Raw genomic sequence first — 22,666 nt, forward strand, 5'->3', positions numbered from 1 at the left:
TGGAGCCGGAGCCCGCCACAGCACGCCGAATCAGCCCTGGCCGGCCGCGCTCCCGACCAGTTCCCGCAAGGCCTCTGCTGCCTCCGGCCGCTCGTACACATAGAAGTGACCGCCGGGGAATCCCCGGAAGGAAACCTCCAGGGAAGAGGAATCCCGCCAGGAATTCATTTCCGCCATGACGAGTGTGTCGTCATCCTTCCCGTACCAGACCTCCAGCGGAATTTCTTCTGCCCGGCCTGTCTCCGAGAAGGTGTCGGCCAGGTGGAGGTCGTGTCCGAGCAGGCTGAGCGCAAAATGCAGGAAGTCCTCATCCTCGAACATTTCAGGCGGGCAGCCGCCGAAAGAATGCAGTGCGGCGAGCAGCTGTTCGTGGTCGCGCACCACGAAGGGTTCCTTCGGCATGGTCGCGCAATCCGCTGTGGCCCGGGCCGAACGGGACGAGGAAATGACGACCCGGTGCACAAGAGCGAGCTGATCAGGGCCGAGGGTGCGTACTGCCGCGTGGGCAAAGAGAGCTCCGAGGCTGTGCCCCACGACGATCGTGGGCCGGTCGACGAGTTTCTCCATGTCCGGTGTCAGAAGCTCCATGGCCTCGTGGAAACTTCCGGACCGCAGGGATTCCTCGCCGGGCTCGCGTCCGGCGAGTTCAAAGAGAACGCTGTCACAAGAATCCTGCAGTTTGCGGGCCACCGGAAGGAAAGAAGAAGCCGACCCTCCGGCGTGATGGAAGGCGAGCAGCCGAACCGGCGCACTGCTGTTTCCCGTGCGTATGTAAGTCTCAGGCATGGATGTCTTCCCAGTTTTCTGGTGTGCGTTTTCCGATGTGTGTCGACAGATGTGCTTTCTAGTGGATCGCTCCCCGTTAATCAAGGGGCCCAGTAAATTCGTACCGAATGCCAGTAATGGAAAATGCGAGGCTCATTGTGACTCTGTTGGAAATCTTCCGAGGGGCGGTAGGCAGCCGTCCGGAGAGTGTCGCGGTCCGCGACGAGATCACCGCGCTCACCTACGCGGATCTCGACGCCCGCTCCGACTCGTTCGCTCAGGCCCTGCGCGAGCGCGGCATGGGCCGCGAGGACCGCGTCGCCTACTGCCTGGAGCGCGGGGTGCAGGTCTACGTGGTGCTCCTGGGCATCCTGAAGGCCGGTGCCGCCTACGTGCCGGTGGACACCCGCTACCCGGACGCCCGCCGGGACCTGATGGTGGCGGAGAGCCGCCCCTCGCTGGTGGTCACCGAGCCGGGTCGGACACCGCGCTTCGGCTCTTCCGGAGCCGAGGACCTGGACATCCTGGAGTTCGTCCTGGACGACTTCACCAAGCCCCCGCGCGAGGAACTGCCCGTGGCCGCCGCGGCGGACGCGGCTGCCGTCCTGTTCACTTCGGGCTCGTCCGGCACGCCCAAGGCGGTCGTCCTCGAACACGGCAACCTGGCCCACTTCGCCCGCAACTCCGCGCTGCCGGAGCTCACTTCGCAGGACCGGGTCGGCGCCGTCTCCAGCCTCTCCTTCGACGCCTTCCACTGGGAGACCTGGTGCGGCTTCGCCGGCGGCGCCGAGATCGTCGTCCTGCCGACCATGCCCGACCTGCTGACCCGTGACCTCAAGCGGGAGCTGCGCCGCCGAAGGATCACGGCCATGCTCGTGCCGACGATGGCCGTCAACCACGTGGTGCGCGAGGACCGCGAGGCTTTCGCGGACCTGCGCGTGCTGTGCACCGGCGGCGACGTGGTGCTCGCCTCCGCCTGCCGGGAACTGCTCGCGGGCACCTTCTCCGGCCTGCTCTACAACCTCTACGGGCCGACCGAAGGCGCCACCGCCTGCACGGCCCACCACATCACCCACGTCGCCGACGACGCCGACTCGGTGCCCATCGGCCGCGCCCTGGACGGCAGTCCCCTCTACGTCCTGGACGCCGACCGGGCCTCCGTCGCCGACGGCGAATCCGGCGAGCTGTACATCGGCGGTCCTGGCGTGGCCCGTGGCTACCTCGGCCGCCAGGACCTGACCGACGAGAAGTTCCACCCGGACCCGTTCGCCGCGGACGGCGGACGCATGTACGCCACCGGTGACGTCGTACGCCGCGGAGCCGACGGCGTCATCTCCTACCTGGGCCGCGCCGACGACCAGGTCAAGATCCGCGGCTACCGCGTCGAGCCCCGCGAGGTCGAGCGCGTCCTCACCCGCTGCGCCGGGGTCCGGGACGTCGCCGTGCTCCCCGTCGGTTCCGGCAGCGACAAGCACCTGGTCGCGCTCGTGGTCAACGACGACACGCTGCCCCTGAACAGACTGCGCGAGTACGCCGAGCGGGAGATGCCGGACTTCATGGTCCCCAGCTCCATCACCCGGGTCCCCGAGATCCCGGCCGACCCGCACGGCAAGCGCGACCTCGCCCGGCTGCGCGAGACCGCCGAGGAGTCCTTGCGGCGCAGCGTCGGCCACGTACCGCCGCGCGACGAGACCGAGCAGTACCTCGCCCGGCTGTGGATCGAGCTGCTCGCCGTCGAACAGGTCGGCGCCACCGACGAGTTCTTCGCCCTCGGCGGCAACTCGTTGCTCTCCTTCCGCATGCTGCGCCGACTCACCCGTGACCTGGAGGTCCGGGTCACCGCCCGAGAGGTGCTCGCGACCGGCCGCCTCGAAGACCTCGCCCGGCTGGTCCGGGACCGTAAGGAGACACCGCGCGCATGACCTCCCCGACAGCAGTGCAGACCGACCCGGCTGTGCGGACCGACCCGGCTGTGTACACCGACCCGGCAGGCTTTGCCGTGCAGATCGATCTGACGGACCCGGACCGGTTCGTGGCACAGCAGCACTACGCGATGTTCTCCTGGCTCAGGGAGAACGACCCGGTCCACTGGCACGCCACCCCCGACGGCAGCGGCTTCTGGGTGCTCAGCAGGTACGAGGACATAGCCGCCGCCTACCTCGACCACACGGACCTCAGCTCCGAGGCGGGTCCGATGCTGGGCGGCTCGCTCTACAGCGACGGCGACCCCTCCGCCGGACAGATGCTGGTGTCCACCGACCCGCCGCGCCACCGGATGCTCCGCCAGCAACTGCACCGGACATTCACCCAACACGTCGTCAAGCAGGTCGCCCGCCAGGTCGAAGAGCTGGTGGACAACGCCGTCGAGCGGGCGCTCGCCGACGGCGGCTGCGACTTCTCCACCGACATCGCCGAGGAACTCCCCGCCGGCGCCCTGATGGTGATGATGGGGATCTCACGCACCCGGGCCCACGAGCTGATCGGCCTGACCCGCAGCATGATCGGCTACCGGGACCCGCTCCTGGTCACCGACACGGAGGACGACGAGCGGCTGAGACTCGCCGTGATCCAGGCGGAGATCTTCGACTTCTGCGCCGACCTGCTGCGCGAGAAGCGCAAGAACCCTGGCGAGGACCTCATCAGCCAGCTCCTGCGGGCCGAGCTCAACGGTCGCCCGTGGACCGAGAACGAGATCCTCTTCAACTGCATGAACGTCGCGGTCGGCGGCGACGAGACCTCTTCCTACACCGCCTGCGCCGGCGTACTGGCCCTCGACGAGCACCCCGACCAGCTCGAACGGCTGCGTACGGAACCGGAATTGCTGGACGGCGCCCTCAACGAGATTCTGCGCTGGAACTCCACCAACCTCTACGTCCACCGTGTCGCCCTGCGCGACACGGTCATCCGGGACAAGGAGATCCGGCGCGGCCAGTCCGTCACGCTGTGGAACGTCTCCGCCAACCGCGACCCCGCACAGTTCCAGGAGCCCGAGACCTTCGACATCACCCGGAGCCCCAACAAGCACATGTCGTACGGCATCGGTATCCACCGGTGCATCGGCGCCATGCTCGCCCACACCGAACTGACCGTGCTCTTCCGCAAGCTGCTCGCCCCCGACCTGCGGATCGCGGTCGCCGGGCCGCCCCGCAGACTCCGGTCGAACTTCATCCAGGGCATCACCAGGCTCCCCGTAACGCTGACCCGATGACGACCCGGCGGGCGGCCCGCCCGGCCGCCCGCCCGGCGCTTACGCCGCCGCTATGGCCCCCTCGCTAGCCTGCTCCGACCAGCACAAAGGCCCTCCCCGAAGGGAGGGCCCGATGGTGCGTGCGCTGTGCGCCCCCGGCAGGACTCGAACCTGCGGCCAAGCGCTTAGAAGGCGCCTGCTCTATCCACTGAGCTACGGGGGCCGGGTGGTGGCCCTGGGCCCGGATCGGCCGGTGTGGCCATTTGTGGCTGTTGCCGGGGACAAGGATAGGGCTCCGATCACCTTGGCCCGGTTGCTTCACCTGCGTGGCATGATGTGGAGGTTCAGTGAAGCGACCCCGATAATCGCAGGCAGGTGCGAATCCCGCAGCGCTTTTCGCGTCCCGCGCCCCGGGTGTTGTGCACTCGTTATGCCTGTGCCCCACTCGTCCCAAGTGTCCCAGGGTGAGCATCGTCCCCGATTGGGGGGATATCGGCGCGCAGAGATGGTCTATACGCTTCAAAAAACGGTCATAGTTGGGCATTCTTCGTATGTGGTGACCTTGGACGTACGGCCTCAGCTGCTTGACGCACTTTCCGCCCTGCGCGACCGTGTCGCCGCCGTGCGCCTTCCTTTCCCCCTGCCAGGGGCGCCCCGCGCGCGACAGACGCGGGTGGAGCTCCTGGCCCAGCTCGACGACTATCTGGTGCCCCGGCTCCGGGACCCCGAAGCACCGCTGCTCGCCGTCATCGGCGGTTCCACCGGGGCGGGCAAGTCGACGCTCGTCAACTCCCTGGTGGGGCGCCGGGTCAGCGAGGCGGGAGTGCTGCGGCCGACGACACGTACGCCGGTACTGGTGTGCCACCCCGACGACCACCACTGGTTCGCCGGGCTGCGCGTGCTGCCGCAGCTGACCCGGGTGTGGCTGCCCGAGCGCTGCGGGGAGGAACTGGAGGAGCCGGCCGAGAGCGGGGTGCTGCGGGTGGAGACCTCCGAGTCGCTGCCGGCCGGTCTCGCACTGCTCGACGCCCCCGACATCGACTCGCTGGTGGCGGCCAACCGGGTGCTGGCGGCCGAACTGATCTGCGCCGCCGACGTGTGGGTGATGGTGACGACCGCCTCGCGGTACGCGGACGCGGTGCCCTGGCATCTGCTGCGTACCGCCAAGGAGTACGACGCGATGCTCGTCACCGTCCTGGACCGGGTGCCGCACCAGGTCGTCGGCGAGGTGTCGCGGCAGTACGCGGCGCTGCTCACCAGGGCCGGGCTCGGCGACGTACCGCGCTTCACCATTCCCGAGCTGCCCGAATCGGCGGGCGGGGGAAGCGGACTGCTGCCCTCCACCGCTGTGGGGCCGTTGCTGGAGTGGCTCACCCACCGGGCCCGGGATCCGGCCGCGCGGCAGCAGGCCGTGGCCAGGACCGCGCGCGGGGCCATGGACTCGCTGAACGCCCGCATGCCCGAACTGGCGGGTGCGGTCGCCGCCCAGTACGCCGCCGCGGTGCGGCTGACCTCGGCCGTGGAGTACGCGTACGAGCAGGAGGGCGAGCGGGTGCGGCGGCGGCTCCAGCAGGGGGCCGTCCTCTCCGGGGACGCCCTCACCCGGTGGCGCGCCCACCCCGCGGATGCCACGGACGCGGAGCTGCTGGATTCGCTGGTGGACAGCCTGACCGCGCTGCTCCAGTGCGCGGTGGCCGCCGCCGACGAGCAGGTGCGGGCCGTCTGGCGGGAGGAACCGGCCGCGGACGCGGTCGTGCCCGCCGGGCCCGACCCGGAGTCGGGCGAGCGGATCGGCCTGGTCGTACGGCGCTGGCGGCGGGTGCTGGAGGAACTGGCCGAGGAGGAGGTACGGGAGATGGAGCGGCCCGGCGCGCCCGACGCGGAGAGCGTGGCCGCGCTCCTCGCGGCGGCGCTCCTCGGCGGACGGCGGGCCCGATCGGCGGGCGAACGGCTGGCCGAACGGATCGGGGCGCAGGGTGCACTGCGGCTGCGCGACAAGGGCGGTGAGCTGGTGACGACGCACATCGAGCGGGTGCTGCACGCCGAACGGGACCGGCGCCTGGCACCGCTCGAAGCCCTGGACGTGAGGCCGGATCCGCAGGCCGAGCTGATCGCCGCACTGTCCGTGACGAAGAAGGAGAGGTGACGGTGGTGACCGTGGAGCACGTGGAGCAGGCGGAGACGGAAGAGGCCGGGGCGAAGCAGGCGGGGCGTGACGGTGCGCCGGGAACCGGCAGCCCCGAGGGGCGCGGCTGGGACGACGGCCTGATCGCGCGGCGGGCCGTGGGGCGGGAGCCGGAGCAGCCGGAGCCGGACGGCGGGGCGACGGACGAGTTCCTGCTGCTGGAGGAGGGCGGCGACGTACCGCCCGGGAGCGGGGACTACGGGGCCGACCTGCGGGTACGGCTGGACGCGCTGCGGGAGTTGGTGGGGCTGTCGCGGGCCAGGCTCGAAGGGGACGCGCTGCACGAGGCGGGGCGGGTGCTCGACGAGGCGGTGGCACGGCGCCGGCTGTCGGGCCAGCACACCGTCGTCGCCGTCGCGGGAGCGACCGGAAGCGGCAAGTCCACGCTCTTCAATTCCCTCGCGGGGGTGAGGATTTCGGAATCGGGACTCAAACGGCCCACCACGTCCGCACCGATCGCGTGCAGCTGGACGGACGGGGCGGCCGGGCTGCTCGACCGGCTGGGGATTCCGGGACGGTTGCGCAGGCGGCCGTTCCAGGCCGGGACGGGCGCCGGGACCAGCGGTGACGAAGGGCTGCGCGGGCTGGTCCTGGTGGACCTGCCGGACCACGACTCGGCGGTGACCGCGCACCGGGAGCAGGTCGACCGGGTGCTGGCGCTGGTCGATGCGGTGATCTGGGTCGTGGATCCGGAGAAGTACGCGGACGCCGCGCTGCACGAGCGGTACCTGCGGCCCCTGGCCGGGCACGCGGAGGTCACCTTCGTGGTGCTGAACCAGATCGACCGGCTGCCGGGCGAGGCCGCCGATCTCGTACTGGACGACCTGCGCCGGCTCCTCGACGAGGACGGCATGGCGCTCGGCGAACACGGCGAACCAGGGGCGACGGTGCTCGCGCTTTCCGCCCTTACGGGTGACGGCGTGGAGGAACTCCGGGAGCTGCTGCGGGCGTTCGTACAGGAAAGGGGCGCTGCGGGGCGGCGGCTCGCCGCCGATGTGGACGCGGCTGCGGCCGGCCTGCGCCCGGTGTACGTGGCGGAGGGCAGGGCGGGCCTGGGGGAGCAGGCTCGGGAGGAGTTCGCGGACCGGCTCGCGGAGGCGGTCGGTGCGGCAGCGGCCGGGGAGGCGGCCGAGCGCGAGTGGCGGCGCAACGCGGGCACGGCGTGCGGGTCGCCATGGCTGCGGCTGTGGCGGTGGTACGACGCCCGGAGGATGCCCGGCGGGGGCGGGTCCGCCCTGCCGGAGCGGGCGTTCGCGCAGTCCAAGGACCTGGAGGTGACCGCCCGTCAGCGCGTCGAGCAGGCGGTGCGTACGGTCGCCGACGCGGCGATGTCGGGGCTGCCCGCGCCGTGGGCGCACGCGGTGCGCGAGTCCGCGGTGCGCGGGGCCCAGGGGCTGCCCGAGGAGCTGGACGTCCTCGCCGTGAGGGCCGGGGTACCGCGGGGGAAGCCGCCGCGGCCCGCGTGGTGGCCGGTCGCGGTGCTCGCGCAGGTGGCGATGACGCTGCTTCAGATCTACGGCGGGCTGTGGCTGCTGGGCCAGGTGCTCGGGGTGCTGGAGCCCGAGCTGTTCGCGCCGTTCCTGCTGATGCTGTGCGGGGTCGCCGGCGGGCCGGTGGTGGAGTGGGGCTGCTGGGCGGCGGCCCGTGGCCCGGCCAGGCGGTACGGGCAGGACGTCGAGCGGCGGCTGCGGGAGGCGGCGGCCGGCTGCGGAAGGGCGAAGGTCCTGGACCCGGTCTCCGCGGAACTGCTGCGCTACCGGGAGGTGCGGGAGCGGTACGTGGTGGTGACGGGGGCGGGCGCGGGGTGAGAGGTGCGAGCGGTGTGAGTGGAGCGAGCCGCGTGAGCCGCGTGAGCCGTGTGAGCCGTGCGAGTGGCGCGAGCGGGCCCGTCGCGTCCGGTGCCCTGGCGTAAGGAAAACCCCGTCCGGGTGACGGGGTTTTCCACATTCGGGGGGCGGTCCACAGGGTCCAGCGGGAAATCCGGGACCGGTTCAGCATGGGAAGCACCAGCCGGTAAGCGGTTGGTCCGGTGCCTGCACCGGTCATGCGGACGGGGGTTCTGTGATGAACGAGACGACGGTGACTCTGGTGGGCAACGCCGCCACCGGGCCGATTCCCACCGAGACGCCGATGGGCACCTCGGTCAGGTTCCGCCTCGCGGTGCGAGCGCGGCGCTGGGACCGCGAGAAGGAGGTCTGGACGGACGGCCCGACCAGCTTCTACACGGTGTGGTCGCGGCGGACGCTGGCGGCGAACCTGAGCTCCTCGATGGACGTCGGCGATCCGTTGGTCGTGCACGGCCGACTGCGCATCAAGGAAGAGACCAGGGACGGGCAGCGCTGGTTCGCGGCGGACGTGGACGCCCTGGCGGTGGGCCACGACCTGAGCCGGGGCACCTCGGCGTTCCGGCGGGTGGCCAGGGCGGATCCCAGCCTGGTGGAACCGGCGACGGTCCGGGCGGCGCACGCGGAAGCGGAGGCGGGCGTGGGCGTGGGCGTGGGCGTGGGCGTGGGTTCGAGCGTGGGCGTGGGTGCGCCCGCCGGGTCACCGGGCTGGGCGGCGGAGACGCCCGTGAGCTGGGCGGCGCGGGGAGCACCGGACCGGAAGGCGGACGGGAGGCCCGGCGGGAGGTCCGGGGGAAGGTCTGACGGGAAGGCAGGCCGTGCCGAGGGCGAGAAGGTGAGGGCCGTGTCCTGAACGCACCTTATGTGAAGGGTACTTGTCGACAAAACCAAGGGGGACGGTGGGCGGCGATAACGATTCCGATTCGGAATCGGACGTCCGGACGCTTGGCGGGGGGCTGTTCGGTATTGCTTCCTTAGGATTCCCGGATACCCATGGGGCACTTGAGGTTGCAGGCGAGGCACTCCCCCCACACGCACCATGCGAAAGCACCTCGCCCGGAGGGGACTTGCATGTTTGGCGAAGCGACAGCTTCGAACCGGAGGCAGAGGACCGCCCGCCGACTGGCGGCAGCCCTTCTCGCTCCGTCCCTGCTCACGGCGGGTGCACTGGCCGGCGCGGGACCCGCAGCGGCAGGCGAGCAGCCGCGCAACCCCGGCGGCGCCGCCGCCACCCTCGGCAGGCTCACCGTCCACGACGCCGTGACCATCAGTGACGCGGGCGAGGAGTGGAAGGCCGAGGCAGGGCTCTTCGAGATGACCGTCACCGGCGGCGGCACCCTGCAGAGCTACAGCATCGACCTGCGGACCCCGGCGCGCGAGGGGACCACGTACAAGGAAGTCGGCTGGGAGCAGTCCTCGCTGCACAAGAACAAGAACGCCGGGAAGATCCGCTGGATCCTGGAGCACTCCTACCCCCAGGTCAACGATCTCGCGGCGCTCGCCGAGAGCGCCGGCGCGAAGACCCTCGACAACAGGGCAGCCGCCGCGGGCACCCAGGCCGCCATCTGGCGCCTCTCCGACGACGTCGAGGCGCGCCCCCTCGACCCGGACGCAGGAAAGCTTGCCGCGTACCTGGGGCGGGCCGCGAAGGACACCCGGCAGCCGCCCGCCTCGCTCACCCTCGATCCGCCCGCCGTGGCGGGCCGTGCCGGGGAGCGGGTCGGCCCGGTCACCGTCCGTACCGGGGCGGACCGGGCGACCGTCCAGGTCACCACGGGTGCCCCGGCCGGGGTGCGGGCCGTCGACAAGGACGGCAAGACCGTCAAGGACGTCGGGAACGGAGCCCGGGTGTACTTCGACATACCCGCCGACACCCCGGGCGGCACGACCGCGCTCACGGTCCAGGCGGACGCCAGGGTGCCGATCGGGCGGGCCTTCGTCAGCGACACCCACAGCCAGACCCAGATCCTGGCCGGGGCCTCCACCTCCACCGTCACCGCCGAAGCCACCGCCACCTGGGCCGGAGCGAAGGCGTCGGGAGCCGTCCCGGCGCTCTCCGCGAAGAAGAACTGCACCCGGAGCGGCGTCGACATCACGGCGGCCAACGCGGGCGACGCCCCGTTCAGCTTCGAGCTGCTCGGCTCCCGGTACACCACCGAGGCCGGGAAGTCGCGGACGGTGACCATCCCGCTGCAGGAGGACCAGGCGTACGACCTCACGGTCTCCGGGCCCGGTGGGCTCCGTAAGAACTTCGCGGGCGTCCTGGACTGCGAGACCGCAGGGACCGTCGCCATCGGCACCGCCGACGCCCCCGCGAACCGGCCCACCCCGGCCACCGCGGGCCAGCCCACCCCGCTCGCCACGGCCGACGACGAGAACCTCGCCGCGACCGGCGGATCGGCGGCGACCTCGATGATCGGGTACATCGCGCTCGGCATGGTCGTACTGGGCGGCGGCGCGGTGTTCCTGCTCCGCAAGAAGGATCCGGTCCCCGGTTCCGGCGAAGGTTCCGGCGAAGACCGATCGGTTCACTGACCGGGTCCTCAGGGGCTGTGGGCCAAGGGGGACAAGGGGTGCAAGCCCCCGCACCCCCGGCCCCGGCCCCCGGTCCCGCGGGTATCCGGTTTCCGCCGGGGGAGTGACGTCAGGCAAGATGGGGTGTATCCCTGCCCACCATCAATCTGCCGGACGGTTTCTCTTGGCTGAGTACATCTACACCATGCGCAAGACGCGTAAGGCGCACGGCGACAAGGTGATTCTTGATGACGTCACCCTGAGCTTCCTGCCCGGCGCGAAGATCGGTGTGGTCGGCCCGAACGGCGCCGGCAAGTCCACCGTTCTCAAGATCATGGCCGGGCTTGAGCAGCCGTCCAACGGTGACGCGTTCCTGACGCCCGGCTTCACCGTCGGCATCCTCATGCAGGAGCCGAAGCTCGACGAGTCCAAGACCGTTCTGGAGAACGTCCAGGCCGGCGCGGCCGAGACCATGGGGAAGCTCGCGCGCTTCAACGAGGTCGCCGAGCTCATGGCGACCGACTACTCCGACGCGCTGCTCGACGAGATGGGCAAGCTCCAGGAAGACCTGGACCACGCCAACGCCTGGGACCTCGACGCCCAGCTGGAGCAGGCCATGGACGCCCTGGGCTGCCCGCCCGGCGACTGGCCCGTCACCACCCTCTCCGGTGGCGAGAAGCGCCGCGTCGCGCTCTGCAAGCTGCTCATCGAGGCCCCGGACCTGCTCCTCCTCGACGAGCCCACCAACCACCTGGACGCCGAGTCGGTGAACTGGCTGGAGCAGCACCTCTCGAAGTACGCGGGCTGCGTCATCGCTGTGACCCACGACCGGTACTTCCTGAACAACGTCGCCGAGTGGATCCTCGAACTCGACCGCGGCCGTGCCATCGCCTACGAGGGCAACTACTCCACGTACCTCGACAAGAAGGCCACCCGCCTCAAGGTCGAGGGCCGCAAGGACGAGAAGCGCCAGAAGCGGCTCAAGGAGGAGTTGGAGTGGGTCCGCTCCAACGCCAAGGGCCGCCAGGTCAAGTCCAAGGCCCGCCTCGCCCGTTACGAGGAGATGGCCGCCGAGGCCGACAAGATGCGGAAGCTGGACTTCGAGGAGATCCAGATTCCGCCGGGCCCGCGTCTGGGTTCGATCGTCGTCAACGTCGAGAACCTCTCGAAGGCCTTCGGCGACAAGGTGCTCATCGACGACCTGAGCTTCACGCTGCCGCGCAACGGCATCGTGGGCATCATCGGTCCGAACGGCGCAGGCAAGACGACGCTGTTCAAGATGATCCAGGGCCTGGAGACCCCGGACGCCGGTTCGATCAAGGTCGGCGACACGGTCAAGATCAGTTACGTCGACCAGTCGCGCGCCAACATCGACCCGAAGAAGTCGCTGTGGGCCGTCGTCTCCGACGAGCTGGACTACATCAACGTCGGCCAGGTCGAGATGCCCTCGCGCGCGTACGTCAGCGCCTTCGGCTTCAAGGGCCCGGACCAGCAGAAGGCGGCCGGGGTCCTCTCCGGCGGTGAGCGCAACCGCCTCAACCTGGCGCTGACCCTCAAGGAGGGCGGCAACCTGCTCCTCCTCGACGAACCGACCAACGACCTCGACGTCGAGACCCTGTCGTCGCTGGAGAACGCACTGCTCGAATTCCCGGGCGCGGCCGTGGTCATCTCCCACGACCGCTGGTTCCTGGACCGGGTGGCGACGCACATCCTCGCGTACGAGGGCGACTCCAAGTGGTACTGGTTCGAGGGCAACTTCGAGTCCTACGAGAAGAACAAGGTCGAGCGGCTCGGAGCGGACGCAGCGCGTCCGCACCGTGCCACGTACAAGAAGCTCACGCGAGGCTGATAGCTGGTGGCTCGGCACATCTACTCCTGCCCCCTGCGCTGGTCGGACATGGACGCCTTCGGGCACGTCAACAACGTCGTCTTCCTGCGGTACCTGGAAGAGGCGCGGATCGACTTCATGTTCCGGCTGGCGCCGGGCGAGGGCAGCGAGTCCTTCACGGGCGGGTCCGTCGTGGCCCGGCACGAGATCGACTACGTGCGGCCCCTCGTCCACCGGCACGAGCCGGTACGGATCGAGTCGTGGGTGACGAAGATAGGCGCGGCGTCCCTGACGATCGCGTACGAGATCAAGGATCCCGAGCAGGTCTACGTTCGGGCGTCCACGGTCGTGGTCCCGTTCAACCTGGCGGAGGGACGGCCGCGGCGGATCACCGCCGAGGAGAAGTCCTTCCTGCGGGAGTACCTGGACGACGACGCCGAGGCCGGCAGTACCAAGGCAGGCAGCCCCAAGGCCGCCAAGGCTGTCGCAGCATGACGACGGAGCGGGCATGACGGTGCAGGCGGGGGCCCGGACACTGGAACTGGACGGGGCGGGCGAGGCGGCGGACCTCGCCGCCTTCCTCGCCCGGCTGATCCACTACGACCGGGCCGCCGCCGTCCGCCTCCAGGCGGAGGGCGGCGCGCTGGCCGTCTTCGGACGGCCGCCGTCCTTCGAGGTCCTCGCCGTGCGAACCGCCCGGCTGGCCAGGCCCGCTCAGTTCGACGTGACCGTGTCCGCCGGTGAACTCCTCGAAGGAATCGAGGAGTCGACGGGTGCGGTGGCCGTGCCCGAGGCCGTCACCGGGCCGCCGTGGGCCGGTGTGCTGCCGCCGCGCGGCGGCTGGCAACAGGTCGAAGGAGTGCCGGACGCCGCCGCCATGCGGGGCGTCGTATCGGCCGCGGTCGCCGAATTCCGTTCCCGGGACGAGGAGTTGGCCCCCGAGGAGCGGACCAGGGCGGCCCGGGACCGGATCGGCCGCGACATCTGGTCGCGCACGCTCCGGGGGACCGAACTCCCGCTGCGGGCCGTGCACGCCGCCCAGTCGCTGGGCTTCCTGCGGCCCGGCGTACCGGTGGCGCTGCTCTCCGCGGGGAGCTGGCTCCGGCTCCGTACCCCCTACGGATCGGTGACGGTCCGCAGGGTGTCGTCCGGCGGGATCGGGACACTGAGCGTGGCGCCCGCCTGAGCGTGGCGCCCGCCTGCGAAGCAGCACACGTCTGAGCGTGGCGCCCGCCTGCGAAGAAGCACACGCCTGAGCGTGGCGCCCTCCCGCGAAGCAGCGCCCGCCCGAGGTTTCTACTGCTGGTCGTCCGGCCAGATGCCGATGTGGTCCTGCTCCAGCTCCAGCATGACGCGGTGCCGCATGTCCAGCGACTCCGTGTACTCCGCCGGGAGCTGGAGCCTCCCTGCCCGGTCCAGCATCGCGTACTCGCGGGCCACCACCGACTCCTGACCGGTCTCCGCGTCCACCTCCGTGCGCCGCAGCACCTCCGTCGACGTACGGCCGTCGCGGATGGCGACCGTACGGCGTACTTCGGTGGCGACCGAACTGTCGTGGGTGACGATGACGATCGTCGTGCCCAGCTCCTCGTTCGCCCTGCGGAACGCCCCGAAGATCTGGTCGGCGGTCGTGGAGTCCAGCTCGCCCGTCGGCTCGTCCGCGAGGAGCACCGAGGGCTGATTGGCCAGGGCGACCGCGATGGCCACCCGCTGCTGCTGGCCGCCCGACATCTGCGAGGGGCGCCGGTCGCGGCAGGCCGCGACGTCCATCATGGCCAGCAGCTGATCCACCCGCGCCGTGCGTTCGGCCGTTCTGCCGCGCCCCTTCAGCTGCATGGGCAGCGCCACGTTCTGGGCCGATGTCAGGTACGGGAGGAGGTTGCGGGCGGTCTGCTGCCAGATGAAGCCGACCACGTTGCGCCGGTAGTTCAGCCGCTCCTTCGCGCCCATCGTCAGCAGGTCGCAGCCCGCCACCTTCGCCGCGCCCGCCGTCGGCTCGTCGAGACCGGCGAGGATGTTCATCAGCGTCGACTTGCCGCTGCCCGACGCCCCCACCAGGGCCATCAACTCGCCCTCCTCGACCAGGAGATCGAGCCCCTGGAGGGCCTGCACCTCCACCCCGTCCGTGGTGAACACGCGCACCAGCCGGTCGCAGGAGATCAGCGCGTCGTGGCCGAACTCGGGGCGGTTGCGCCGGGACGCGGCCCGTTGCTCCAGCTCCGCGAGAGTGGTTCCGGCGCCCGTTCCAGTGCCCGTGCCGGCGCCGGTACCGGTCGCCGCGGCCGTCGTGGTGTCGGTCATCGAGCGTCTCCTGCCCTGAGTTCGGTCGTTGTCGTCACGCGGGTGGACCACCACGCCTGGATCGCCGCCACCCCGGCCGCGATGCACACCACCGCGAGCGCGGGGACGAGCAGCGACCAGGCGTCCGTACGCAGCAGCACGGGCACGGAGCCCGGAATCTGCGCCTTCGCGGCCAGGGCGAGTACGCCCAGATCGATGTCGGGGGCGAGGAGTTGGACGGCCGCCCAGCCGACCAGCGCCCCGCCGCACGCGGCCAGCAGCGCCTGCGGCAGCGACTCGAAGACCAGCAGCCGTCGGCCCTGACCCCGGGTGAGACCCATCGTGCGCAGCCTGGCCAGCAGCGCCTTGCGCTCGGGGGAGGCCTGGAGGAGGGAGAGCAGTACGGCGAGCACGGCGAAGCCCGCACCGGCCGCGACCGCCGTCGCGTAGATCCGCTCGGCGCCCTGCTGGAACGGCCTGCTGGTGAACTTGCTCCGCTCCTCGGCCCACAGGTGCACTTGCGTCCCGGCGCCCGCGGCGCTCTGCAGCGCCTCGCGGTCCAGGGCACTCGCGTCGATGCCGGTGAGCAGCAGGGACGACGGCTTGTAGCGGGGGAGGGCAGCGGTGCTGATCAGCATGAACTCGCCCTCGCGCAGGGCCGGGGTGCTCTTCACCGTGCCCGCGACGCGCGTCGTGAAGTCGCCGTAGCGGGCGCTGCGCAGGGCGATGGCGGGGCCGTTGCCGAGGCGGGCGGCGGTCTCGGGGGAGGCGAGGACGGGGAAGACCTTGCCCTTGCTGTCCCTACTGCCCTTGCTGTCCTTGCCGCTGTCTGCTGAGGCGTTCAGCGCGGAGGGCGCAAAGCCGCCGCTCTCCGTACCGCGCGCGAGGCGGGCGTACGAATCGGGGTCGACCGCCACCAGCGAGACCTCGCTCTTCCCGTCCGGCAGCGTGATCATGGTGTCGACACCGACCGCGCTGACCTCGCGTACACCGGGGACCTCGCGTACGGCCGCCAGGGTGCGTGCGTCGAAGCCCGCCCGGTCGTTCTGCAGCCGGGCGTCCGCGCCCACCTGCGCCGTCGCCGCCCGGTCCCGTGAATCGGCCACGCCCGCCAGTACGGAACCACCGAAGGCGGCCGTCGTCAGGGCGAGCAGCAGCGCCAGCAGCGGCAGTGTCGCCGCGGCGGGGGAGCGCCCCGCCCGGGCCGCCGACAGGAAGCCGACCGCCCCCCGGCGCAGCGCCATCGGCCGGGCCACCATGCGCAGCGGCAGCGGATACAGCCGTACGAGCACGAACGACGCGACCATCCCCACCAGCACCGGGGCGGCGCTGACCAGTTGATCGACCCCGCCGTCCGTACCCCGCCTGCGCAGCGCGACGACCGCGCCCGCCATCAGGACGACGAAGGTGAGTTCGGCGACCGTGCGGCGCCGCGACGGTTTGGCCCGTACGACATCGGCCCGCTCCCCGTGCACGCTCGGCCGCAGATGCGTGAGGGCCGCCCGCAGGGGCAGGCCCGCACTGGCGAGCAGCGCGACGGCCGCCGCCGCGAGCGCGGGAGGGGTCGGCCGGGCGTCCGGCAGCAGCAGGAGCGAGGCCAGCCAGCCCAGCGCGGCGGCCGGCACCACCACCACCGCGAGCTCCGTCCACAGCCGCCGCACCAGGCCGCGCACCGAACCGCCCCGCGCCCGTACGAGCGCCAGCTCGGCGGACCGGCGGGCCCCGGCGAGCGCGCCGGTCATCAGGAGGACGACCGCCGCCACCGTGCCGACCCCGAAGGCGGCGACGGCGACGACAGGGACGACCGCGGTACGGGTGGCCTCGAAGGAGGCGACCAGCTTTTCGAGGTCGGTGGTGACCATGAGGGGGCGGCCGAGGCGCTCGCGCAGGGCGGTGGCCGCGGGACCGCTCTCCAGGCTCGCCACCGCGCTGATCAGGGGCTGCGCGTCGCGGGCCGTGAGACGGTCGGTGTGGGTGGGGATCTCCCAGAACGTTTCGGGTTCCGGGTCGAGGGAGAAGAGGGCGCCGCCGGCGTCGGGGGCCAGCAGCAGGGCGGACAGCCAGTGCGAGTCGTCGGGCTCGCTCTTCGTGACCTGGATCGCGGGCCGGTGCAGCAGCGGCTCGACGGACCAGTAGGTGGACTCCGGGGCGCGCGGGGCGAAGATGCCGGTGATCCTCACCCGGGCGGAGTTGCCGATGGTGACACCGGTCTCCTTGGCGCCGAGGTGCACCACCGAACCGACCTTGAGCCGCAGGGTCCTGGCCGTGGCCGTGCTGACTGCGGCCTCCAGGTCGAGCACCGCAGTGACGGGCTTGTTCCGGTGCAGGGGCGCGCGGCCCTCGACGAACCGGGAGTGCTCGGCCAGAGCCGACCGGGCGGTCACGATGAACTCCGGCTTGGCATCGCTCAGTCGGGGCAGCGACCTGTCCGGCGAGGCCAGCGGCTGCGACGTACGGACCCCGTACGCCGAGCCCGCGCGTGTCACCCGGAGCGGTTTCGCGGGCGCCTCGACCAGCTGGTCGAGCACGTCGCTCAGCACGGCGGGGCTCAGGGACTCCCCCCGGGCCTCCGGCGGGGCCGCCATGTCGCCCGGTCCGCCGACGGCCTGCAGCACCCGCTGCGCGGCGGGGGCCGAGCCGATCTCGTGCCGCAGGCCCGTGTCCTGGGCGCGGTCCAGCGCACGCGGGAAGGCCGAGGCGAGGAACGCCGTGATCAGGACCAGTACGCCCAGGGCGACGGCGGCCCCGGGTGCGGCGCGCAGCCGGGTGCGTACCCACGGGGCGACAGCACGGTTGCTCATGTCAGTTGCCGCCTCTGTGAGGACGCGGCGGAAGCGAGGTGGTGCCGCCTCTTTGAGGGCGCGTCGGGTGCAGGGTGGTGCCGCCTCTTTGAGGACGCGCCGGGTGCAGGGTGGTGCCTCTCTGAGGAGGCGTGAGTGCTGTGGCTCATGTCAGTTGCCGCCTCCTTGGACGCGCAGTGTGGTGGCCGGATCGCCGCGGCGCAGTGCGAGCACCAGGACGACCAGCAGGGGTACGGCGACAACACCGGCCAGCAGCAGTGCGACCTGCCCGGCGGGCAGCTGCACCAGAACCCCGGGCAGCGGCTGGGTGGCCTGCCCGGTCAGCACGATCAGCGGGACCACCGCCCTGGTCAGTACGGCGCCCAGCGCAAGACCGACGACCAGCGCGATGCCGATCAGCAGCGACTGCTCGCCCGCGATCAGCCGGGCCAGCTGTCGCGGCGGCGTGCCCAGCGCCCTGAGCACCGCGAACTCCGCGGTCCGCTCCCGCAGCGAGCCCGCCGCACCCACCGCGAAGCCCACCGCGGCCAGCAGCGCGGCCACCACGGCGACCGCGAGCAGCGCCGCCTGCGGCCCCGCGCCGAGCGGGTCGTCGGACAGCTCGCGCAGCGTCTCGTCCCGTACGTGAACCTGCTGCGGGTCGACGTCGGGGCGGCTGCGCAGCGCCTGCGCGGCCTCTGCGGCCCTGCCGGGCGCGGTGGCCAGCCACCACTCGGTGGGCGACAGTGCGATCGCCTCCAACCGGGCCAACTCCTGGTTGACGGCGCGCAGATCGACGAGGAGGGCGCCGCCGTCGCTCTTGGCGCCGGCGGCATCGGCCGCCCCGGCCGTGCCCGACGCGGCGGGCCCGGTCGTGGACAGCTGCCGCACGGTGCCGATGATCTTGAAGGTCAGGTTGGCGCCGTTGACGTCGAGGCCGACCGTCGAGCCGGGCTTCGCGCCCGAGGCCGTCAGGAACCCGTCCGTCGCGACGGCCGACAGCGCCCGGGGCTTGGCCCGGACCAGGGCGAGGCGCACGGCCGTCGTGGGGTATCCGGCCCACTCCTGCTCCTCGGCCGTCATCGTGTTCGCCCCCGTCTCGTAGACGACGTCGAGGAGCGTGCGGCTCGGGGTGGACGGTCGGAGCTTGGTACGTGCCTCCAGGACGCCCGCCTGGTCGTCCAGCATGTCGACCGCGGTCCCCGACCAGGTGAGGGCCTTGGGCGTGGTCGAGACCCGGCCGCCCTGGCTCCGTACCGAACGGACCGTCAGGACGTGGGTCTCGGAGGTCCGCGGCTGGGCGACCGTCGTCTCCAGGCCCGTCAGGTACAGCGGGGGAGCCGGCCGGCCGGCCGCCGCCGCAGCGTCCACGGTCAGTTCCTTCGCGCGCCCGTCGGCGGTCACGGACCCCGCGGGCAGCCGGTGGGTGACGCCGTAGCGGTCCTCGACGGTGACCGTGATGCGGCTCGACATCTTTGAGGGGACGTCGTCGGGGCGGCGCAGGACGACGTCCAGGGTGAAGGTGCCGCTGTCGCCCGGCAGGGCGATCCCGTTCCGGTCCTTGTCCAGGACGCCCAGCGCCGCGGTCTGCTTCCGCAGGCCACCGCTGCCGCCCTCCACCAGGTCGTCACGGAGCAGCAGGGCCTCGGTCGCCCGGGAGGTGTCCAGCGCCAGGACGTCCGCCGTGCGGTCGCCCGAGAGGTTCATCCCCACCCGCGCGGCGGGGGCGGCGGCGGTCACGCCGGGGGCCGACGCGTACACCTCGCCCACTCCGGAACCTGCCCCCGCGCCACTCGTGACCCGGATCGAGGCACCGCTGCGGAAGTCCGCCTGGTCCTCCTGCGAACGGTCCCACGAGGCGCCCTGACCGATCGCCAGCATCCCCATCGCGACGGCCAGCACCAGCAGCAGCACGGGGCCCGCGCCGCGCAGCGGACGGCGGCTCAGCTGCCAGCCCGCGAGCGCGGCGGGCAGTCCGCGCCCCTTGGCGGCACGTTTCTCCGCGAGTTTCGCGAGCGGCGGCAGCAGCCGCAGCGTCAGCACCGTGCCCGCGAGCAGCGCGAGCGCCGGAGCGGCGACGAGCAGCGGGTCCACCCCGAGGTCGCCGTTCCTGTCGCCGGTCAGCGGCCCGGTGCCCGAGGTCTGCCGGTCCAGCTGCCAGTACGCGACGATCGCGATCAGCAGCAGCGAGAGGTCGGCGCCCGCCTTCATCGGCGCGGGCACCGAGCGGAGCCTGCGGCCGAGACCCTTGCTGCTGCGCCCCGCCGCGATCGCGGGTGCGACGACGGCCGCCGCACACCCCAGGCCCACGCCCACCCCGACCAGCCAGAGCCCGGCCGTGCCCAGCGGCCCGCCGGTGTCCAGCGTCAGCCCGAGCCTGCCGAGCGTGCCCCGCCCCGACAGCAGCCGGGTCAGCGGGCCCGCGAGCAGCGGCGCGGCGATCGCGGCGGGCAGCGCCAGACACCCGGCCTCGATGGCGGACAGCGCGACGATGCGCCCGCGCGAACCGCCGCGCGCCACGAGCAGTTCGGTCTCCCCGGCCCGCTCGCTGCTCAGCAGCCGGGCCACCAGCAGCAGCGCGTACGCCGAGAGGAGCACCAGCTGCAACGAGACGATCAGCAGCGTGGAGCGCGACACCAGCAGCGCCCGCTGCGCCTGGTCCAGGACGGTCGGCAGCCCGTTGGCCACCGACACCGACCCCTTGAAGGGGGCTGTCCCCGCCAGGTACGACGCGCCGTCGGCAGCCGCCGTGCGCAGCGCGTCGATGCGCGCCGATTCCACCGTGCGGAAGTCGGCGGTGACCAGCCAGGAGGCGGTGCCGTGCGAGACGTGCCCGGAGCGCAGCAGCGCCGGATCGGCGAGCAGCGGGCCGTAGGTGGTGAAGGTGGCGCTGCGGATGCCGCGCCCGGCCAGCTCCTCCAGCTTCCAGTACGGGTCGGCCGGCCGCTTCGGGGCGTACAGGCCGGTGACGCGGATCTGCCTGGCCGGCCCCGAGAGGCGGTCGGTGAGGGTGAGGGCGGCGCCGCCGGGGGCGATCCTGAGCTGCTTGGCGGCGTTGTCGGGGAGCGCGACCTCGATGATCGTGTTCTTGGCGGGGGAGCCCTGGAGCGGCTTCGGCCAGGCGCCCGCGGTCAGCCGCACCCGGTCGCGGTCGATCCCCGCGAACCGGGTCAGGTCGGGTTCGCCCTTGCGCGCCGCGGCCGGCTGGAGGGTGCGGGGCAGCGCGTAGGGGCCGGACTGGTCCAGGGTGGTGGTGCGGGTGGGCAGGGCGTCGAAGGTGCGCCGGCCCGCTTCCCGTACGACCTTGTCGGCCTCGGCCCGGTTCTGCCCGGTGACGGCGCTGCTGGACACGGTGAGGGAGGCGGCCGAAGCGTCGCGAGAGCCCAGCGAGCGGCGCAGCCCCGCGTCCCCGATCGACCCGGAGAAGGCGGCGAGCGCCGCCAGTACGGACGTGGTCAGCAGGACCGCGAGGAGGGCTGCGGTGAGCAGCAGCCGGTGCGCGCGTACGCGCAGAAAGACAAACGCCGTCATTCGTTCCCCTGACGCCCCTGCTCCGAAAGCCCTTCCGGGATGCTGTCAGGGGGTCAGAGGGCGGGAAACCGCTCGCCGTTCCGGCTTGAGGCGATCGTGATCGAAATTCGGTGGCGGATTACCGCGTTCCGGTTCCACGGAGGGGGAATTCGCCCAACTTCGGTGTGAAAAGGGAGAGTTCAGCCCTCGGTGTTCACCATGGAGGCGGCGGCGTACGTCATGTAGTTCCACAACTGCCGCTCGTGCTCGGCGTCCAGGCCCAGCTCGTCGACCGCCACCCGCATGTGGCCCAGCCACGCGTCGTGCGCCGCCCGGTCCACCTGGAAGGGCGCGTGCCGCATCCGCAGCCGCGGATGCCCGCGCTCGTCGCTGTAGGTGCGCGGGCCGCCCCAGTACTGCATCAGGAACAGCGTGAACCGCTCCTCGGCCGGGCCGAGGTCCTCCTCCGGGTACATCGGCCGCAGCAGCGGGTCTTCGGCGACGCCCTGGTAGAAGCGGTGCACCAGGCGCCGGAAGGTCGCCTCCCCGCCCACCTGCTCGTAGAAGGTCTGCTCCTGAAGCGTTCCCCGCGGAATCTCGTTCACCGTTCCATCGTCTCAGACGGGGCGGCGGAGGACCCGGGGCCTAGGACTCCGGCCCAGGACTCCGGCCCAGGACCGCGGCATCCCACCTCGTACCCCACCCGTTCGCACCCTCGCCAAGGGGGCGGTGCCCGCGCGACAGTGGGCCTATGGGCGCACACGCGGAGTTCGTGGACCTGTATGCCGACGAGCGGGCCGCGCTGGTACGGGAGATCGCCGCGGCCGGCGCACTGAAGGACCCGGCCTGGCGGGAGGCCTTCGGCGCGGTACCGAGGCATCTTTTCGTGCCGTACTGGTTCAAGTTCGGCCCCGGTGGCAGCGAGCGCCTCTGGGGCGAGGACCAGGACCCGCAGCGCCGGGACCGCTGGCTGCGGGGCGTGTACGCCGACACCGCGCTCGCCACCCGGGTACGGGACGGCGTGCTGCTCTCCTCCAGCAGCCAGCCCTCGCTGATGGCCAGGATGCTGGACGAGCTGGAGGTACGGGAGGGACACGAGGTGCTGGAGGTCGGTGCGGGCACCGGCTACAACGCGGCGCTGCTCTCCCACCGGCTGGGCGAGGAGCACGTCACCAGCCTCGACCTGGACCCGGAGATCGTGGAGTCGGCCCGCTCGCACCTGGCGCGGGCCGGGTACGCGCCGGTGGTCCTGGCCGGCGACGGGGCGCGGGGCTGCCCGGCACGTGCCCCCTTCGACCGGATCATGGCCACCTGCACGGTGCCCTCGGTGCCGCCGGAGTGGCTGGGGCAGTGCAGGCCGGGGGCGCGGATCCTGGCACCACTGTCGACGGGGCTGATCGCGCTGCGGGTGCGGGACGGCTCGTACGCGGAGGGTCGCTTCCTGCCGACCCCCGCGTACTTCGTGCCGTTGCGCGGAGGGCCTGCCGCGCCGGCGCCGCGCTATACGGGCGGGCTGCCGCGGTCGGCGTTGGAGAACGACCTGTTCCGCTTCCTGCTGACGCTCAGCGCGAGCAGTCTGGATCCGCACGAGGCGCTGGCGCTGTGGCATCTGGAGGGGCGGCCGAGGCGGGAGCGGTTCGGGGTGACGGTGAGCGAGGTGGGGCAGTGGGCGTGGCTGGACGATCCGGCGGGGCCGTACGCGTGGCCGCTGGGGTGAGGTGAACGTGGGGGACGCGGGGGACGAGCACGCGGCGGCGGCGCCGCACCCCGAGG

At 72.0% G+C, this 22,666-nt stretch carries 14 protein-coding genes, 1 tRNA gene and 1 pseudogene; 10 read left to right on the forward strand and 6 right to left on the reverse strand.

All coding sequences use genetic code 11. From position 1 onward, the window contains the following. Positions 1–30 precede the first annotated feature (30 nt). A complete protein-coding gene (locus ACWGIG_RS12075; protein ID WP_453321446.1) occupies positions 31–786 on the reverse strand; it encodes a thioesterase II family protein in 756 nt (251 codons plus the stop codon). 137 nt (positions 787–923) lie between these two features. On the opposite strand from ACWGIG_RS12075, the gene ACWGIG_RS12080 reads away from it, so the two are divergent. Both ACWGIG_RS12080 and ACWGIG_RS12085 read left to right on the forward strand, forming a co-directional pair. Continuing rightward, positions 924–2,687, forward strand: coding sequence for a non-ribosomal peptide synthetase (locus ACWGIG_RS12080; protein WP_453321447.1), 1,764 nt, complete (start codon positions 924–926; stop codon positions 2,685–2,687). Beyond that, positions 2,684–3,973, forward strand: coding sequence for a cytochrome P450 (locus ACWGIG_RS12085; protein ID WP_453321448.1), 1,290 nt, complete (start codon positions 2,684–2,686; stop codon positions 3,971–3,973). The genes ACWGIG_RS12080 and ACWGIG_RS12085 overlap by 4 nt, the downstream gene beginning before the upstream one ends. 129 nt (positions 3,974–4,102) lie before the next feature. Here the strand turns inward: ACWGIG_RS12085 and ACWGIG_RS12090 are convergent. Then, positions 4,103–4,175: transfer RNA gene (locus ACWGIG_RS12090), tRNA-Arg, on the reverse strand. A 339-nt stretch (positions 4,176–4,514) separates the two neighbouring features. Between ACWGIG_RS12090 and ACWGIG_RS12095 the strand changes: the two genes are divergently transcribed. From ACWGIG_RS12095 to ACWGIG_RS12125, 7 genes and pseudogenes are all read left to right on the forward strand, one after another. After that, the gene (locus tag ACWGIG_RS12095) at positions 4,515–6,098 is read left to right on the forward strand and encodes a dynamin family protein (protein ID WP_453321460.1); all 1,584 of its coding nucleotides are present in this window, start codon (positions 4,515–4,517) and stop codon (positions 6,096–6,098) included. Further along, entirely contained in the window at positions 6,095–7,945 is a 1,851-nt protein-coding gene (locus tag ACWGIG_RS12100) for a GTPase (RefSeq protein ID WP_453321449.1), read from the forward strand. Before ACWGIG_RS12095 ends, ACWGIG_RS12100 begins: the two co-directional genes overlap by 4 nt. Before the next feature lie 256 nt (positions 7,946–8,201). Then, positions 8,202–8,612: pseudogene (locus ACWGIG_RS12105) on the forward strand (single-stranded DNA-binding protein); the annotation flags it as partial. A 440-nt stretch (positions 8,613–9,052) separates the two neighbouring features. After that, complete coding sequence (locus ACWGIG_RS12110) at positions 9,053–10,516, forward strand: TQXA domain-containing protein (protein ID WP_453321450.1); 1,464 nt, start codon at positions 9,053–9,055, stop codon at positions 10,514–10,516. Positions 10,517–10,679: 163 nt separating this feature from the next. Continuing rightward, positions 10,680–12,344, forward strand: a complete 1,665-nt coding sequence (gene ettA / locus ACWGIG_RS12115; RefSeq protein WP_453321451.1) for an energy-dependent translational throttle protein EttA — start codon at positions 10,680–10,682, stop codon at positions 12,342–12,344. A gap of 6 nt (positions 12,345–12,350) precedes the next feature. Continuing rightward, positions 12,351–12,818, forward strand: coding sequence for an acyl-CoA thioesterase (locus tag ACWGIG_RS12120; RefSeq protein ID WP_453321452.1), 468 nt, complete (start codon positions 12,351–12,353; stop codon positions 12,816–12,818). A gap of 13 nt (positions 12,819–12,831) precedes the next feature. Next, positions 12,832–13,509 carry a hypothetical protein gene (locus ACWGIG_RS12125; protein ID WP_453321453.1) on the forward strand — a complete coding sequence of 226 codons (678 nt, stop codon included), beginning with the start codon at positions 12,832–12,834 and terminating at the stop codon, positions 13,507–13,509. Between the two features lie 110 nt (positions 13,510–13,619). On the opposite strand, the gene ACWGIG_RS12130 is transcribed toward ACWGIG_RS12125, so the two are convergent. From ACWGIG_RS12130 to ACWGIG_RS12145, 4 genes are all read right to left on the reverse strand, one after another. Continuing rightward, entirely contained in the window at positions 13,620–14,624 is a 1,005-nt protein-coding gene (locus ACWGIG_RS12130; RefSeq protein WP_453321454.1) for an ABC transporter ATP-binding protein, read from the reverse strand. After that, positions 14,621–17,404, reverse strand: coding sequence for an FtsX-like permease family protein (locus tag ACWGIG_RS12135; protein ID WP_453321455.1), 2,784 nt, complete (start codon positions 17,402–17,404; stop codon positions 14,621–14,623). Before ACWGIG_RS12135 ends, ACWGIG_RS12130 begins: the two co-directional genes overlap by 4 nt. A 150-nt stretch (positions 17,405–17,554) precedes the next feature. After that, positions 17,555–20,914, reverse strand: coding sequence for an FtsX-like permease family protein (locus ACWGIG_RS12140; protein WP_453321456.1), 3,360 nt, complete (start codon positions 20,912–20,914; stop codon positions 17,555–17,557). A 179-nt stretch (positions 20,915–21,093) separates the two neighbouring features. Next, positions 21,094–21,498, reverse strand: coding sequence for a globin (locus ACWGIG_RS12145; RefSeq protein ID WP_453321457.1), 405 nt, complete (start codon positions 21,496–21,498; stop codon positions 21,094–21,096). Positions 21,499–21,644: 146 nt separating this feature from the next. Between ACWGIG_RS12145 and ACWGIG_RS12150 the strand changes: the two genes are divergently transcribed. Further along, positions 21,645–22,610, forward strand: a complete 966-nt coding sequence (locus ACWGIG_RS12150; RefSeq protein WP_453321458.1) for a methyltransferase domain-containing protein — start codon at positions 21,645–21,647, stop codon at positions 22,608–22,610. Positions 22,611–22,666 lie beyond the last annotated feature (56 nt).

The sequence above is a fragment of the Streptomyces sp. NPDC054863 genome (genome assembly GCF_053610825.1).